Consider the following 15,950-nt stretch of genomic DNA (forward strand, 5'->3'; position numbering starts at 1 on the left):
TCCTTCACTTGCAGTCGTCGACGGCGGGTTCGCCGGCGAATCGTTCACCGATCCAATGGTTCACCGCAGTGCCGTCGACGTCGCCGTGTCCCTTCCCCGGCTGTCGATCGATCGCGACGGTATCTCCCAGCGCACACGCCCTTCTCACGGCTTCGTCCGTCCACGCCGCATCGATGTACGTATCCGCGTCGCCGTACACCACGAGCATCGGAGCAGTCGCACCCTGCTGCGGGACGGACATCTCGTCGAGGAAGTAGCGCAACAGTCCGGCCGCATCCTCGGTCTTCGGCGCCAGGTCCGTCGGACCGATCCGCTTCGCCGCCTCACTGCGCGCCGACGCCCCGTCCGGGGTGCACGCGCTCAGTGCGTCCCAGTCCGCGGCGGCGTTGCCACTGCGGTAGAGGTCCAGGTCCAGGCCCGGTAGCTTTCTCGACAGTGACTCCAGAACCCACTGCAGAAGCGGAGCCTGATCTGCGGTCAGAGTTCCTCGTTGCGCCTTGTCGACCAACCCTGCCATGTTGGCTCCTGGAGCGAGGCTCACCGATCCGAGCATCTCCAATTCCGGTGCGTACCCGGCCTGTTCGTTGGCCGCCCACGCTGCACCACCGCCCTGTGAGCCACCGAAGGCGACCCACCGGTTGGACACGTTCGGAAACACGTGCCCGAGCGCACGAACCGCGTCGATCATGTTGTAGCCCGCTGCGATGTTGTCCAGGTACGGGTGCACACCGGGATGCCCTAGACCCTCGTAATCGGTGATGGCGACGGCGAATCCGGCCGCGGTGTATCCCGCGACGAGCGGCGCCACGCCGAGCAGGTCGGACGACAGCGACGGACCGCACGCCTCGTCGATCCCCGTCGTGCCGTGGCCGAACGAGATGACGGGCCAGCCTCCGTCGGGGGCGTCCCCGGTAGGGGTGAACATGCTGCCGGAGACTTCGACATCGCCGACACTTCGGTAGACCACCCGCGCCGCGTTCAGTCCGGACCGAGTGACGCTCCACGGAAGACTCGGCATCGTCTCGGCGCTGACGATCGAGCCCGGGCCCGTGCCGTTCTCCGCGATCTCGATCGGCTCCGGCGGTCTGTCCCGGAGCGCGAACGCGGCGATCCCCGGGACGGCGAACAGCGACGGAGTGGCGGCGCAGCCCGTCAACAGGAGCGACAGGGACAGCACGGCAACAAGTTTGGATCTCATCGCGCCAGCACCTGCGCTCCCGAGTCGACTTCCCACCGGATGCGGCCGAATTCGAAGTCGGTCACCCGCCCGGTACCGTCCTGGTACTCCTCCGACGTGGGGTAACCGATCTCCGGCGTCCACGCGTCGAGAATCGCTCCGCGCACGACGTGCACACCCGTTCGCTCCGAATGGAACACGCGGGCACCGCCGTCGGCGTCCAACTGCTGCATGCCCTGCACGTACGGCCCTGCCGGCAGAAACCCGGACGCCAGAACAGTCGACGCCACCTGATTCGGAGACATCGCGAAACCGTTCGCCGAGCGGAACAACACACCACCGGCGAATTCCTGCGCCACGTAAGGCCTGCCGATACGATCGTGCCCCGGATACACCGGCGTCAACGACTCACCGAGTGACGGAATGCTCTGCGCCACAGCGTTCATGGCCAGATAGTCCGGATCGTCGAGCATGCCCGACTCGATGGCCGAGGTCAGTGCGGTGTACGCAGGCTTCGGAGTGAAATCACGGTGCAGAACCCCGAAGTTGTCCTCCGGATTGTCCGAGCCGGCCAGCCGATCGCGAATCTCGTGCACGTACATCGGTCCCGCGAACGACAGCTGACTCCATTCGTGGATGAACGACGTCATCAACTCGCCCTGACGGTCCTCGGTGATTCCGGCACCCACATCCGTGGGTGAGCCGAACTCGGTAGCCCAGATCTGCTTCTGGTCGTCACCGTGCGTGAGCATGTGGCGACGCATGTCGGCGATCATCCGCAACGCGCCGTCGGGAATCGATTCGGTTCCGACCAGCGTGCCCGGGTACGAGTACGGATGCACGGACAGCGCGTCGAAATAGCCCTGTGCCCCAGCCGCGTACATCCGTTTCAGGAATGTCAGGCCGTTCATCGTGTTCTCGTTGTCACCGACGGCCCCGATCGCACCGCCGATGACCATCGCGTCCGGGTCGACGGCTTTGATCTGCGTGTACGCCTCCCTCAGCATGTCGGCATACAGTTCGGGGTCGGCCCAGGGCGCGAAGAACATCTTGCCGTTCGGCTCGTTCCAGATCTCGTAGTGGTGGACGCGACCCGAGAAGTGCTGTGCCACTTGGCCCGCGTAGCGACCGTACTCCTGCGCCGACGCCGGCTTGCTCGTGAGCCCGAGCGACGGATCGGCAGCAGCCCATACGGGCGTGTAGTCGAGGATCGCGAGCACTTCGATACCGCGGGCGAGAGCCGCATCGACGACGCGGTCCGTCGGCTCCCAGACCTGCACTCCCGGTTGGGGTTCGAGCAGAGGCCACGCCATGTCGAGGCGCAGGCGCGTCGATCCGGATGCCGCCACCGCGTCGAGACTGCGGTCGAGCTCGTCCTCACTCGCCCACAACAGGGGTGCGCCGCCGGTGAACCCGATGGGCTTCAACGGGGCCGGAGCGGAGGGGCCCGGGTCCGGAATGCTGGGGCCGTCGAGCACGAGCGGGTTCTGCTGCACGGCGGGTGCCGACGCGCATCCGGCCAGCAGCACACCGGCGAGCACCACGAGAAACAGTCGCCTCACGTGGACTTGTATCGACGCGCCAACGTCAGCGCCGGCTTCTCCACGAGCCGGTAGGTGACGGTGCCGAAGACGATGCTGACGACCGTCACCACCGCGAAGTTCCACAGCATGCCTGCCGGACTGTCGCCTGCCATCCAGCCGAAGCGTCCGACCATGATCAGAATCGGGAAGTGCCACAGGTAGACACTGAGCGAGATGGTGCCGATGTAGCTCAGCGGAGCCCAATCCGCGAGTTCGGCGAACTTCGACCTCTGACCGCGTGCCAGCGGCACGATGATGAACAGGATCAGCAGGGCGGACCCGATGGCGACGAACGTACTCTGCCAGCGAGAGTTGTCGTCGATCAGCTTCAGCGACAGGGCCGCCGCGGGGATCATCGCCAGGAAAGCCCACCACCGCATCCGAGTGACGAGGCGGCCCTTCATGACTCCGCGTTCGATGGCCACGAACACGACGGCGACGAGCATGCCGTACGTGAAGTTGTCGGCGAGCGACCAGAAGCTACGGCTCAGGACGGCGATCTCGTTGGGGCCCCAGTCCAGAAGCAGCGGATCCGTGATTCCCGACGCCTCCACCCGGCTCTGCGTGTACAGCTTGCCGGTGAGGCCGATGAGGAACATCGCCCCCACCGGGATGAGGGCGAGAACGGGTGCAGGGATGTTCGTGCGCCCCCGTAGGTAGAACGAGATCGCAGCCAGGAGCGGCAACGCGATGTAGAACGCGAACTCGAGGGACAGCGACCACGACGGGTTGATACCGGTCTGCAGGTACTGCGGAATGTAGGAGTGCACGAGCGTCAGGTTCGCCAGCAGTGCGAGCGGATCGGTCAGCATGCCGAGCCCCGCGTCGGTGAAATGCCGTTCGGCGACGGCAGCGTTCTCGACGAAGACCGCACGGAGCACGACACTGCACAGCAGGAAGATCACGATGTACGCCGGGAACACACGCAGGATGCGATGTACCGCGTAGCTCTTGGTGTCGGGCATCGGTTTTCCGGCGAACAGCCGTCGCACCATCGGCAGGAAGATCAGGAAGCCCGACAGTGCGAAGAAGAACACGAGCCCCTGACCGAGCAGACCCAGTTTGAACGTCGCGACCGTCTGCGGGCTGTTGTGTCCGCCCACGTGCACCGCGAGCACCATCAGGCATGCGATACCGCGCGGCCCGTCGAGTCCGAGGATGCGGGCCGGGCGCTTGTCGGTGGACGCCGCCTCGGTAGCGGCAGCGGCCGTCCTGTCAGGGGTTGCGGTCATCGTCTTCGCCTTACGGTTGTGGCGGTGCTGGGCAGGAACTGACGGCCGGTGTGCCCGCGAAGCGTGCGGTGATCCACGGGAACGCAGCAGCTCCGTCGATGTCTGCGTGGCCTGCATTCGGTTGGAGAAGCGATTCGACGGTGTCCCCCGCCGCACATGCTGCGGCGATGGCACCGTCCGTCCACGACTGCGTGATGAGCGAGTCCTGTCCGCCGTAGATCACCAACATCGGTGCCGCCGAACGGGTTCTGGGGAGACTCATCTCGCGTAGATAGCCTTCGAGGGCTCGTTCCGCTTCGGGGGTGGCCGGCCTCAGGTCGTCGTCGTCGATCTGCGCGGCCAGCTCCGTCCGGTCTGCGGCGAGAGGTCCACCGCACGCGGACAATTCGTCCCACCGTTCGGCGACGATGCCGCGGCGATAGTCGTCGAGATCGATCTCGGGGTGCGACTCGGCCAGACCGACGAGCACCCACTGCAGCAGCGGTTTCTGGTCCGCGGTCAACGTGCCGTCGGCCGCGGCCCGTGCGAGGCCGGTGATGTCCGCCGCGGGAACCAAGCTGACCGAACCCACCATCTCGAGACCGTCGCCGTAAGTGCCTGCGAGTTCGTTTGCAGCCCAAGCAGCTTGGCCGCCCTGCGAGCCGCCGAACGACGCCCACCGATCCGACGCGTCCGGGACCAGCTTCTGCGCGGCGCGTACCGAGTCGATCAGGTTGTTCGCGGCGGTCGTGGCATCCAGATACGGGTGATACGACGAGTCGAGCCCGAGACCCTGGTAGTCCGAGACCGCGACGACGTAGCCGGACCGCACGAGTGCGGTGACGATCGGCGAGCTGCCCAGCAGTTCCGGATCGGTCGACGGCGCGCAGTCCGGTTGCACACCCGTCGTGCCGTGGCCGTACGCGATGATCGGCCACCCGCCGTCGGGGGCGTCCCCCTCCGGCGCGAAGATCGTGCCCGACACTTCCGTGGCCGAACCGTCGACACCCGACGTCGATCGGTACACCACGCGCGCCACGGTCGACGAGATTCCGCTGAGCCGGCGATCGACGGTCAGGAGATCGTCGGCGCTGACGAGCGAACCCGGTCCGTCGCCGGAGTAGTCGGCCGTCAGCGTTCCACCCAGCGCAGCCGAATCGGGTTGCGCTGGAGACTCATCGGAACATGCGCCCGCCACCAGGACAGCGGACAGAGCGCACGCCCCGCCGACGCGTCGTAGATGCCTCATCGTCTCGGTACCCCCACCTCTTCGAAGATGTGCTCCACTTCGTCACGGTGATCGACGGCATCACGCCACACCCCCGACGCGATCACCAGGACACAGCTGACGACGAATCCCATTCCCCCGCCGACGATCAGATTGCCGACGAGAGTCTCCTCCTCCTCGGGCACGGCAGCCGCGTCGATCAGCGTCACGTTCGACACCGGTCCGTTCGCACCCAGGTCGATCTCCTCGACCAGTTGAATCAGATTCGTGGCCAACGCATTCGCGATGTCTCGGGCTTGCTCTCCGGACTCGGCGACCGCCGTGATGTCGAACAGCGCGGACGCCGGCACAGGGCTGACGACGACGTCCTGCTTCAGCTCGTCCGGCCCCATCGCCAGACCCAGTTCGACGATGACGCGCCTCAGCACCTGCTCGCTGGCCGTCAACTGCACGTAGCTTTCGACGCGCATCATCGAGCTTCGGTTGCCTTCTTGCGCGGCTCGCGTCGTCGTCGGACCCGGCGCGGTGACGAACACACGCGTCGACGCCGTGTAGGACGGTGCGACAAGCGAAGTGGCGAGCCATGCACCTGCCAGACTCAGTACCGTCGCGGCGAGGATCAGCGACCACGAGGCACGTAGCATCCGGCCGTAATCCTTCAGCCGTGGCACCCCGGTCGGCGCGATCATCGATCCAGCTCGCACGTGTCGACGACGTCCTGACCGGCGAATCGTGCCTTGACCCACGGCAGCGATCGGGTGCTGTCGAGGTTGCCGTGGCCTTCGCCGCGGTGCAGTTCGTACTCGACCACATCGCCCGACGCGCAGGCCTGCTCGAGCGCCTTCTCGGTCCACGGCTCGAGGATGAGGTCGTCCTCGGATCCGTACATGACGAGAAGCGGGGACGTCGACTTCGCCTGCGGCACAGCCATACCGGCCAACCAGCCGCGTAGTCGATCCGTCGCCTCCCGGCTGACGGGACGCAGGTCCGACGGCTGCAGCGCCGCAACGAGTTCCGGGACCAGGTCGGAGCCGGGCGGAACGCACTGCATGAAGTCGTTCCACCGCTCCCTGGCCAGACCGGATCGGTAGTCGTCGAGGTTCATCTCGGGATGCGAGATCGACAGGCCCTCCAGCGCGTACATGAGGAGGGGGTACTGCGCGCGCGTCAACGTTCCGTTCGCGGCCGCGTCGGCAAGCCCGGTCATGTCCGAGACCGGAACGATGGCCGCGGTGCCCACGAGTTCAAGCCCACCGCCGTACTCGCCGTTACGGTCGCTGGCGGCCCACGCCGCCATGCCTCCGAGCGACACCCCGTACGCGGCCCACCGGTTGCTCAGCGTCGGAACCAAGTTCCGCGCCGCGCGGACGGCGTCGATCATGTTGTAGCCCAGCGTCTTCGAATCGAGGTACGGGTGATAGTCACCGCCCAGTCCGAGGCCCTGGTAGTCCGACATCGTCACTGCATACCCGTTGAGGACGAGTGCGGCGACGATCGGCGCGCTGCCCAAGAGGTTCGCGTACTCCGACGGGCCACAGTTGTTCAGCACACCCGTCGTGCCGTGGCCGAACGAGATGATCGGCCAACCTCCCTCGGGCGCAGCGCCTCCCGGAATCAGCACGGTGCCGGACACGTCGGTGACCCTGCCGTCGATACCCGACGTCGATCGGTAGACGACGCGAGTTGCCGTCGCACCGAGTTCGGTCACGTCGTCGGCGATGTCGTCCATCGGCTCGAACGAGCGCAACGAACCGGGTCCGGTATCGGCCAGGTTCGGCGGCGGCAGAGGCTCGGGAGCCGACGTCGTCGCGGTGACGGGCGTCGTGGCCGCGTCGGGCGACAGAACCACCTGGTCGTCCCGGGCACACCCCGCCACCAACGACAGGGCCGCGCACATCCCCGCCGCGATTCGGGCCGGCCTCGTGGACCACAGCATGCGTCTAGCCCCTACTGGACGAGGAAGCGGGTTCCTCCCAGGTGGCGTCGGCTGCCTGCGGCTTGGTCTGTGCCGCAGCACCTCTCGCGTGCGTCGCGGCACGACGACGGGTGGGCTCGAACGTCGTCACCACTCCGAGGACGTTGCCGCCCACACCGCCCAGAACCTTGACGGTCCGGCGCAGCTTGTCACGCGTCGTGCTGCCGACGCGTGCGAGCACCAGTGCGCCGTCGGCGAGCGCGGTGAGAACTGCACCGTCGGTGACGTCGAGCAGCGGAGGCGTGTCGACGATGACGTAGCGATAGTCGCCGCGCAGCGTCTCGAAGAGAACCTGAGCACGGTCCGAGCCGAGCAGCTCGCTCGGGTTCGGTGGCACCGGACCCGCAGGCAGCACGGAGACACCGCTGACGACGTCACGGTGAATGGCGTCGTCCGGACGATGCTCGCCGGACAGTACGGTGCTGAGGCCGCGAGTCTGCGCGATCCCGAGGCGATCGGCGAGCTCGGGCGTGCGCATGTCGCCGCCGACGAGCAGAACCTTGTAGCCGGCCTCGGCCATCACGGCGGCGAGGTCGATCGCGGTCGAGGTACGTCCCTCGCCTGTACTACCACTCGTGACGGTGATGACCCGTGGCGGCGAACCGGCACCGAGGAAACGAATGTTGGTTCGCAGGGCTCGCAGCGGCTCACCCATACGACTGAACGTGGCGACGGCGGTGGACGGTCGCTCCGGGTCGACCGGAAGACCGCCGATGACGGTGCGACCCGAGATGTCCTCTGCGCGAGTACGATCGCGAATCGATCGGTCCATCAACCCGCGAGCGAGCGCAGCGAGGACGCCGACGACGAAACCTGCGACCGCGCCGAGGACCAGCAAGCTGACCAGACCGGTGCCGGACGGGCTCGACGGAACGTCTGCCTGATCGACGATGGTGGCTCCGGCAGCCGGGTTCCCGCCGCGCTGTGACGTCTCGAGTTCCTGGACGACCTGAGTCAGCTGACCCGCGACGGCGTTGGTCAGTGCGCGGGCGACGACAGGATCCGAATCGGTGGCACAGAGGTCGAGCAACACGGTCTTCTCGAGCGGCGTCGCAGTCAGCCTGTCGCGCAACTCGTTCGCGGTCATCGGCAGCTGCAACTGATCGACTGCGCGCTGCGCGACCTGAGTGCTGGTGGCCAGGCCGGCGTACGAGTTCACGCGCTCCTGAGAGAACAGGTTGTTCTGATAGGCCTCGCCGACCGAGCTACCACCCTCGGTCGTGACGAACAGACGAGCACACGCCTGGTACTGCGGCGCCGAGACGAACGAGTACACGAGTCCGCCGACGATGCCGAGCACCGTCGCGACCGCGACGATCCACCATCCTGCACGGAGAATCCGCCCGTACTCTCGAATCTCCACGAAATGCTCCTCTTCGATTGCCCGGTTCGCCAGAAAGAATAAAGTGCAGAGAACAATTCAGCAGTACATACATGTTGCGACCGGATGAAAGCGTGACAACATCAGTGCCCATGAACATCTCGAAACGTGTTGACGCGGCTGTGATCGTCGTCGTCCCGTTGTTCGTTACATTCTTGATGATCGTCGGTGGAACGCCAGGAAAACTTGGTGCTTTCGCCCTTGTCGGGCTTGCGGTGGGAGCTTACATCGGACTCAGGCACCCCACATATCTGACTCGCGCTCTTGCATTTTCGCTGGGCGCGCTTCCGTTCGGCTACGTCCCCGGCGTTCACGCTCCGTTGATATTCACGCTGGGATTCGGCGTCGTACTCGCGTCGGTGATCCACCGCACAGGAGTGAGTCGCGTCACACACGGTGAGATGGCCGTCATCGCATTGATCGTCACGTCCGCACTGTCGGTCGTCGCAACCGGCAGCGCGACAGTGGATTACGCGGAATTCGGGAAATGGCTCGTTTCGACTCTCGTAGCGGTATCGCTGCTCCGGTTGCCGCGGACGGAGCTCGAGTTGTTCGGCAGGATCTACGTCTACGCGGCCTCCCTCGCAGCGGCATTCGCGATCGTCGTTCTGATGGGCGACCCGGCGGGCAAGTTGATCGGCTACCTTTCCCCGTTCGGATACGGCACCGAGGAGGAAAGCACGCGCTTCGTCTATTCCGGCGGCGCGGCGACGGTTCGACTCGCCGGCACGTACATCGACCCCAACGCCGCGGGCATCGGTCTGTTCGTCGCACTCATGCTCTGCGTACTGCTCATCCGCGGCAGGATGCGACTGGCGCTGTCGGCGTTGCTGTTCGGCGCACTCGTGCTGACCCTGTCGCGCGCTGCCCTGTTCTCGGTGGTGTTCGGCGTCGTGCTGATGCTGCTGTTTCAATCCATGCGGACGCGCGACCGCGTCGTCATCATCGGCGGATTCTTCGCCGCGTTCGTGGCTGCACTGTCGGTACCGACCGTGCGTAACCGGGTTTTCTCGTCCTTCGGCAGCGGCGATGCCGGGTCGAGCGCACGAGGTGACGCACTGGCCGATTTCCCCGGGCACATGGCCGGCCACTGGCTGTTCGGGCTCGGCTGGGGGCGCACCGAATTCAAGGATCCCGGCTCGGCGTTCGAGGTCAACTACGTGGCCAACGCCCCGCTGCTGTCCGTCTATCGTGGCGGAATTCTGGCAGGCCTCGCCTTTGCCGCAGTGATCGTCGTCGGCGCGATCATCGGCTACCGATGCCTCCGATCGAAGCACTGGGAACACGGATTCATCGGGGGCGGATTCATCGGGTTCTGCGTCGTCGCGCTGCAGTTGGATTTCCCCGTCGTCACCATTCCGGCGACGACGATGGCCTTTTCGGTATTGATCGTCTTCCTCGTCGTCGCGTGGGAAAAGGCCACCGATAACGTGCCCGACGACCGGAGTCGTACGCCTTTGGCGTCGCCGAGCCCGGTAGCGACAAACATGGCTTGACCAGCAGTTCGATACGAAAAGACAAAGTGATTGCGGCTTGTAACACTTTCGATTCTCCTGCAATGATTTCCCGATGGGCTCGTGAAACGAGCCCCCTTTCCGGAGAGATCATCATGAGCCGTATTCGACTTCGATCAGTGGTGTCCGCGCTGTCGGTAGCCGTGATGACCGCGAGCCTGTCGCTCGGGGTCACGTCCTACGTAGTACCGACCGAGCACACACTCGGCCAGGCCGATGCGGCCGTGACGCCGACGACGGTCGGCGTTTCCGACAACGGTGCGCTGCTGTGGTCGAGCGACGCCGAACTGAACACGACGCTGTCGATACTCGACGCCGCGGGCATCAAGTCGATGCGCGTGTCGATCCCGTGGGCCAACGTCGAGCCCGCACAGAACCAGCTCGTCTGGACCGCCGTCGACCGCGTCGTGAATGCAGTGAACGCGCGCGGCATCTCGATGCTCGGCATCATCGCCTACACGCCGACCTGGGCGACGTCACCACCCGGACAGGCACTCAACTACCGGCCCGCGTCGCCCGCCCTGTTCGGCCAGTTCGCCGGCAAGGTCGCCGACCGATACAAGGGCAAGATCGAGGCCTACGAGATCTGGAACGAGCCCAACGGAGCGATGTTCTACGGTCCGTCCCCCGACGCCGCCGGGTACACCGACCTGCTGAAAGCCGCCTACCCGGCCATCAAGGGCGCCGACCCGTCGGCCACCGTCGTCGGCGGGGTACTGGGAGCCGTCGTCGACAATCACGGGATGCAGAACCCCGTCACGTTCACGCGGCAGATGTACGCCGCGGGCGCAGCCGGGAAGTTCGATGCGCTGTCGTTCCACCCCTACCAGTACACGATGAAGTTCGCCGACGGCACGTACGTCGACGACTCTCCCGTCCGTCAGGTCATGGACATTCGCGCGCTCATGGTCGCGAACGGCGACGGTGGAAAGAAGATCTGGGCCACCGAGTACGGCGTCCCCACCGCCGTCGCGTCGGAAGAGCAGCAGAGCGACATGATCACCCACTTCGTCACGAAGTGGCAGGAACTGCCGTACACCGGCCCGATCTACCTGTACCAGCTGAAAGACCAGCAGACCGGTAGCCAGGACACCGAGATGACGTTCGGCCTGCTGCGCTCGGACTGGAGCGGCAAGCCCGCGCTCTGGGGCGTCATGTCGCAATTGATGAACGGCATTCCGCGCTCGGCCGAGTACAACCGGTTCCAGATGGTTCCGTCCGAGCTGGGTGCAGCCGTCAGCCCGGTCTTCCCGATTCGCGACACGTGGGCGCAGATCCGGGACTACGCGACGGTCTTCCAGACGCCGACCGGGTTCATCGCGTCGCCGAACGTGGTCGCCGACGCGGTCCGCCGCACCGGCTTGCTGCCCACTACCGGCTTCGCGAACGGCTACCAGGACTTCGACAGCCCCTACGGCCTGCGCGTGTTCTCGACGGACCTCGGCGGGACGCGGCTGATCGGCGGCGGCATCATCTCCGCGTGGGACCCGACCCTCGGCCCCGCAACCAGCGACGAGACGCCCATCGACGGCGGCGGTGTGCGCGTGACCTTCCAGTACGGATCGATCACCTGGACGCCGACAGCGGGTGCGCGGGCGCAGCGGTAGGCGCTCCACGTGCGCGCGAATGTATAGCGGGCTATACATTCGCGCGCACGTGGGGACCGAAACAAACTGAAAACCGAATTACTGCCACTTTCACCGACCGGTCGATTACAGACCGGTCGGTGTTTTTATTTCGAACCGAGTTTCACGTTTATTTCTCGCGATATCGCCCGTCGACTCGGAGAATTCATTTCCGTAGTGTTAAATCGCGAGGAATACCGAGTATCCATACTCTCCCGCGACCGATTCGTCATTGTGAAGCACATCACTTAGTGCTACCAATTCAGGCGCATGTCGGATACTTGTTTACTGTGAACGACTGACACAGTGGGGCACCACTGTGTTCGGCGTTCTCGTCCCAGTCGGGGGACGCACATAAGCCCGGAAGTACATCGCACAACGACGTCGCGAAATCCATGCTTTCCGCGGTCGGGAATTCAAGTCAGAGTCTCTTTGTGCACGGTTCGACACGATTGGTACAAGAATGAATGCAAACGCCGCTGTGCAACGGAAACATCTGCGGGTCGCCGCATGACGGAGCAACTCACCCGCCCGATACGCGTCGCCATCGCCCACGACTACCTGACACAGCGCGGCGGGGCCGAGAAGGTCGTGCTCGCCATGACCCGCGCTTTCCCCGGCAGCCCCGTCTACACGACGCTGTTCGAGCCGTCGACCACGTTCCCCGACTTCGCAGGCGTCGACGTTCGCACCTCGACGTTGAACCGAATCGGGTTCCTGCGCAAGAACCATCGCCTCGCGCTCCCTCTTCTGCCGTTCGCGTCGAGCTCGATAGCGATCGACGCCGACGTCGTACTCACCAGTACGAGCGGCTGGGCACACGGATTCCGCACATCTGGACGCAAACTCGTCTACTGCTATTCACCTGCACGATGGTTGTACGAATCGCAGATGTATCTCGGCGAATCCAGCAGCGCACTGAAACGTGTTGCACTGAAGGCACTCTCCTGGCCGTTACGCCGGTGGGACCGTCGCGCAGCAGGTTCCGCAGACCGCTACCTGGCCATCTCCACGATCATCAACAAACGCATCACAGATGCGTACGGCATCGCATCCACCGTGCTTCCCGCGCCGTTCACCGTCGAGACCTCACCGGCCGAACCGATCACCGACGTCGAGAACTGGAGCGGCGGAGAGCCGTTCCACCTGTGCATCTCGCGCCTGCTCCCCTACAAGAACGTCGACAAGGTCATCGCAGCGTTCGCCGGGACCGACCACAAGCTCGTCGTCGTCGGACGCGGCCCCGAAGCCGAGCGTCTGCGAAAAGTCAAGTCGGACAACGTTCTCATGCTCAGCGACCTCAGCGCAGGCGAAATGACCTGGCTGTACACGATGTGTAACGCAGTCGTCGCCGCGAGCTATGAAGACTACGGATTGACCCCCATCGAAGCCGGCTATCACGGGAAGCCGAGCGTCGTTCTCCGATGGGGCGGGTTCCTGGACACCGTCGTCGAAGGCGTCACCGGTGTCTATTTCGACGAACCGACGCCCGAAGCAATCCGGGCAGCGGTCGAGAAGCTCGAACGAACATCATGGGAGCCGCTGAAGATTCAGGCTCACGTGGAGCAGTTCAGTGAAGAACGCTTCGCAGCAGAACTGATTGCGGCAGTCACGGAAATTCACGAAGAGAACATCGAGAGGAAGCTGTCGCAATGACCAAGAGGGCATTGATCACGGGAATCACCGGTCAAGACGGTCTTTACCTTGCCGAGCTTCTACTGAGCAAAGGGTACGAGGTCTTCGGATTGCTTCGGGGACAGAACAATCCGAAGGCTGCAATGCTCGAGCGCGTCCTTCCGCAGGTCGAGGTGCTGACGGGCGATCTGCTCGATCTGTCCAGCCTCATGCGCGCGTTCGCCTACGCAGATCCGGACGAGGTCTACAACCTCGGCGCCGTCTCCTTCGTCGCCTACTCGTGGGAGAACGCACGTCTGACCACCGACGTCACCGGCGGCGGGGTGCTGAACATGCTCGAAGCCACGCGTGGCTACCAGGACATGGCGGGCAAGCAGGTTCGCTTCTACCAGGCGTCGAGCTCCGAGATGTTCGGCAAGGTGCAGGACGTCCCGCAGCGCGAATCGACGCTGCTGTGGCCGCGTTCGCCGTACGGAGTCGCCAAGGTCTACGGCCACTACATGACGATCAACTACCGCGAGTCGTACGACATGCATGCCAGCTCGGGCATTCTGTTCAATCACGAATCACCGCGTCGCGGAATCGAATTCGTGACGCGCAAGGTCACCCGCTCCGTCGCTCGCATCGCACTCGGCCTGCAGAGCGAGATCTCGCTGGGCAACCTCGACGCCAAGCGCGACTGGGGTTTCGCCGGCGACTACGTCGAGGCGATGTACCTCATGCTGCAGCAGGAGCAGGCCGACGACTACGTCATCTCCACCGGAGAGACGCACTCCATCCGCGAACTGCTCGACCACGCATTCGCCGCCGTCGACATCACCGACTGGTCCGAGTACGTCAAGATCGACCCCCGCTTCTTCCGCCCCGCCGAGGTGGACCTGCTCGTCGGCGACTCGTCGAAGGCCCAGGAGAAGCTCGGATGGAAGCCTAAAGTCACCTTCCCCGAACTGGTTTCGATGATGGTGCAGAGCGACTTGGCCGAGCAGTCGGCCGACGTGGTCAAGATCGCGTGACTGCCAGGCGGGAGCCGCCTAGCGCCCTCGTGACGGGGGTTGCCGGGCAGGACGGCAGCTACTTGTCCGAAGCGCTCGTCGATCTCGGATGGACGGTCCACGGAGTGGCTCGGCCGGGCTCGATGAGCGTCGTCGACGACGTCACGATGCATCAGGTCGATCTCGGTGAGCCGGGAGCCGCGTCGGACCTCGTCGGTGCCACCGACCCCGACTACGTCTTCCATCTCGCCGGCATCTCGTCGGTGTGGCGATCGTGGAAGGACCCGGTGTTGACCACCCGAGTCAACGGCGTCTCGGCCGCATCGCTGCTCGACGCCTGCCACACGCATCAGGAGGCGTCGGGCAAGCGGGTCATGGTGATCAACGCGTCGAGTGCCGAGATCTTCGCCGGATCCTCGGACCCGATCCAGAACGAGAACTCGCGTATCGCGCCGACGTCGCCCTACGGTGCATCGAAGGCACTGAGTCACAACATGGTTCAGGTGTACCGATCTCGCGGTCTCGAAGCCACGAACGCGATTCTGTTCAACCACGAGTCACCGCGACGGCCCGATACGTTCGTCACCCGCAAGATCACGAAGGCGGCCGCCGCGATCGCTCGTGGCACGCAGAGCAAGCTCGAGCTCGGCAGCATGTCCGCGCAACGCGATTGGGGTTGGGCGCCCGACTATGTCGCCGCGATGGTCGCGATGGCGTTGCACGGCAAGGGTGACGACTTCGTCGTCGCAACCGGGCAGTCGCACAGCGTCGCCGACTTCGTCGCCGCCGCGATGGCAGCCGTCGGGATCGACGACTGGCGCAGCTACGTGGATGCGGATCCCGAGATGCTGCGTCCCGCCGATTCGGCCAGAATGATCGGCGACGCGTCCAAGGCACGCGACGTGCTCGGGTGGGCGCCCACCAAGAACTTCGAGGAGATCGTCACCGCGATGGTCGAATTCGACATGACCGAGGAGATGGCAGCATGACAGCGGTGGAAGAACCCACGACGGACGCGAAGATCCACCACGTGTCGGACTACAAGATGCAGGACATCTCGTTGGCCCGCAAGATCCGAAACCGGATCGGCACACTGGGTTTCAACATGGTGGTCACCTACATCCCGTCGCACGTCGTACGGCAGAACTTCCTGCGCGCGTTCGGGGCGACGATCGGCAAGGACACGTCGATCTTCCGCGGCACCACGATCCTCGACATCGAGAATCTCGTGATCGGCGAGGCATGCTCCATCGGCTTCCGGTGCATGTTCGACGCGCGCGGCGGAATCACCATCGGCGACAACGTCGTCATCGCGAGCGACACGCACATCATCGGTGGGTACCACGACCACAACGATCCGACGTTCAAGCCGATTCTCGAACCCACGTTCATCGGTGACTACGTCTGGATCGCCAGCCGGTGCACGGTGCTCAGCGGTGCCACGATCGGCCGTGGCGCCGTCGTCGGCGGCTGCTCGATGGTGCGCGGCACGGTGAACGAGCTCGAGGTCGTCGCAGGCACGCCCGCCAAGGTGCGCAGCATGCGTGATCCGAATGCGCTGCAGTACCGCCCGAAGTATCGTCCACTGTTCTACTGATCCCCACGTGCGCGCGAATGCATAGCCCGCTA

Annotated in this window: 13 protein-coding genes; 6 read left to right on the plus strand and 7 right to left on the minus strand. The window is 64.8% G+C overall.

The features are described from left to right. Positions 1-4 precede the first annotated feature (4 nt). Genes RhoFasB10_RS09635 through RhoFasB10_RS09665 form a run of 7 tightly spaced genes read right to left on the minus strand, consistent with a single transcriptional unit; the run spans position 5 to position 8,537 of the window. A complete protein-coding gene (locus RhoFasB10_RS09635) occupies positions 5-1,198 on the minus strand; it encodes a lipase family protein (RefSeq protein WP_167676192.1) in 1,194 nt (397 codons plus the stop codon). Continuing rightward, on the minus strand, positions 1,195-2,739 hold the full coding sequence (locus tag RhoFasB10_RS09640) for a cellulase family glycosylhydrolase (RefSeq protein WP_346764374.1): 1,545 nt from the start codon (positions 2,737-2,739) through the stop codon (positions 1,195-1,197). Before RhoFasB10_RS09640 ends, RhoFasB10_RS09635 begins: the two co-directional genes overlap by 4 nt. Then, positions 2,736-3,992 (minus strand): acyltransferase, encoded by a 1,257-nt coding sequence (locus RhoFasB10_RS09645; protein ID WP_167676194.1) that lies wholly within the window; start codon positions 3,990-3,992, stop codon positions 2,736-2,738. Before RhoFasB10_RS09645 ends, RhoFasB10_RS09640 begins: the two co-directional genes overlap by 4 nt. A 10-nt stretch (positions 3,993-4,002) precedes the next feature. After that, positions 4,003-5,220 carry a lipase family protein gene (locus RhoFasB10_RS09650; protein ID WP_167676196.1) on the minus strand — a complete coding sequence of 406 codons (1,218 nt, stop codon included), beginning with the start codon at positions 5,218-5,220 and terminating at the stop codon, positions 4,003-4,005. Then, complete coding sequence (locus tag RhoFasB10_RS09655; protein ID WP_068422796.1) at positions 5,217-5,888, minus strand: Wzz/FepE/Etk N-terminal domain-containing protein; 672 nt, start codon at positions 5,886-5,888, stop codon at positions 5,217-5,219. The genes RhoFasB10_RS09650 and RhoFasB10_RS09655 overlap by 4 nt, the downstream gene beginning before the upstream one ends. After that, positions 5,885-7,135 carry a lipase family protein gene (locus RhoFasB10_RS09660; protein WP_240931006.1) on the minus strand — a complete coding sequence of 417 codons (1,251 nt, stop codon included), beginning with the start codon at positions 7,133-7,135 and terminating at the stop codon, positions 5,885-5,887. The genes RhoFasB10_RS09655 and RhoFasB10_RS09660 overlap by 4 nt, the downstream gene beginning before the upstream one ends. Before the next feature lie 4 nt (positions 7,136-7,139). Next, a complete protein-coding gene (locus RhoFasB10_RS09665; RefSeq protein WP_167676198.1) occupies positions 7,140-8,537 on the minus strand; it encodes a polysaccharide biosynthesis tyrosine autokinase in 1,398 nt (465 codons plus the stop codon). 110 nt (positions 8,538-8,647) lie between these two features. Between RhoFasB10_RS09665 and RhoFasB10_RS09670 the strand changes: the two genes are divergently transcribed. The 6 genes from RhoFasB10_RS09670 (at position 8,648) to RhoFasB10_RS09695 (ending at position 15,918) form a co-directional block, all read left to right on the plus strand. After that, a complete protein-coding gene (locus RhoFasB10_RS09670) occupies positions 8,648-10,051 on the plus strand; it encodes an O-antigen ligase family protein (protein ID WP_167676200.1) in 1,404 nt (467 codons plus the stop codon). Positions 10,052-10,164: 113 nt separating this feature from the next. Beyond that, positions 10,165-11,676 carry a cellulase family glycosylhydrolase gene (locus RhoFasB10_RS09675; RefSeq protein WP_167676202.1) on the plus strand — a complete coding sequence of 504 codons (1,512 nt, stop codon included), beginning with the start codon at positions 10,165-10,167 and terminating at the stop codon, positions 11,674-11,676. A gap of 528 nt (positions 11,677-12,204) precedes the next feature. Beyond that, positions 12,205-13,350 (plus strand): glycosyltransferase, encoded by a 1,146-nt coding sequence (locus tag RhoFasB10_RS09680; protein WP_167676204.1) that lies wholly within the window; start codon positions 12,205-12,207, stop codon positions 13,348-13,350. Continuing rightward, a complete protein-coding gene (locus tag RhoFasB10_RS09685; protein ID WP_114332024.1) occupies positions 13,347-14,342 on the plus strand; it encodes a GDP-mannose 4,6-dehydratase in 996 nt (331 codons plus the stop codon). The genes RhoFasB10_RS09680 and RhoFasB10_RS09685 overlap by 4 nt, the downstream gene beginning before the upstream one ends. Next, positions 14,339-15,310, plus strand: a complete 972-nt coding sequence (locus tag RhoFasB10_RS09690) for a GDP-mannose 4,6-dehydratase (RefSeq protein ID WP_167676206.1) — start codon at positions 14,339-14,341, stop codon at positions 15,308-15,310. Before RhoFasB10_RS09685 ends, RhoFasB10_RS09690 begins: the two co-directional genes overlap by 4 nt. Further along, positions 15,307-15,918 carry an acyltransferase gene (locus RhoFasB10_RS09695; RefSeq protein WP_068422779.1) on the plus strand — a complete coding sequence of 204 codons (612 nt, stop codon included), beginning with the start codon at positions 15,307-15,309 and terminating at the stop codon, positions 15,916-15,918. The genes RhoFasB10_RS09690 and RhoFasB10_RS09695 overlap by 4 nt, the downstream gene beginning before the upstream one ends. The last annotated feature ends 32 nt before the right edge of the window (positions 15,919-15,950 follow it).

The organism is Rhodococcus sp. B10, assembly GCF_011770055.1.
Classification (GTDB): Bacteria; Actinomycetota; Actinomycetes; order Mycobacteriales; family Mycobacteriaceae; genus Rhodococcoides; species Rhodococcoides kyotonensis_B.

Coding starts and splice junctions, on each gene's coding strand:
- RhoFasB10_RS09635 (WP_167676192.1), bottom strand. CDS start 1,198: ATGAGATCCAAACTTGTTGCCGTGCTGTCCCTGTCGCTCCTGTTGACG.
- RhoFasB10_RS09645 (WP_167676194.1), bottom strand. CDS start 3,992: ATGACCGCAACCCCTGACAGGACGGCCGCTGCCGCTACCGAGGCGGCG.
- RhoFasB10_RS09650 (WP_167676196.1), bottom strand. CDS start 5,220: ATGAGGCATCTACGACGCGTCGGCGGGGCGTGCGCTCTGTCCGCTGTC.
- RhoFasB10_RS09655 (WP_068422796.1), bottom strand. CDS start 5,888: ATGATCGCGCCGACCGGGGTGCCACGGCTGAAGGATTACGGCCGGATG.
- RhoFasB10_RS09660 (WP_240931006.1), bottom strand. CDS start 7,135: ATGCTGTGGTCCACGAGGCCGGCCCGAATCGCGGCGGGGATGTGCGCG.
- RhoFasB10_RS09670 (WP_167676200.1), top strand. CDS start 8,648: ATGAACATCTCGAAACGTGTTGACGCGGCTGTGATCGTCGTCGTCCCG.
- RhoFasB10_RS09675 (WP_167676202.1), top strand. CDS start 10,165: ATGAGCCGTATTCGACTTCGATCAGTGGTGTCCGCGCTGTCGGTAGCC.
- RhoFasB10_RS09680 (WP_167676204.1), top strand. CDS start 12,205: ATGACGGAGCAACTCACCCGCCCGATACGCGTCGCCATCGCCCACGAC.
- RhoFasB10_RS09685 (WP_114332024.1), top strand. CDS start 13,347: ATGACCAAGAGGGCATTGATCACGGGAATCACCGGTCAAGACGGTCTT.
- RhoFasB10_RS09695 (WP_068422779.1), top strand. CDS start 15,307: ATGACAGCGGTGGAAGAACCCACGACGGACGCGAAGATCCACCACGTG.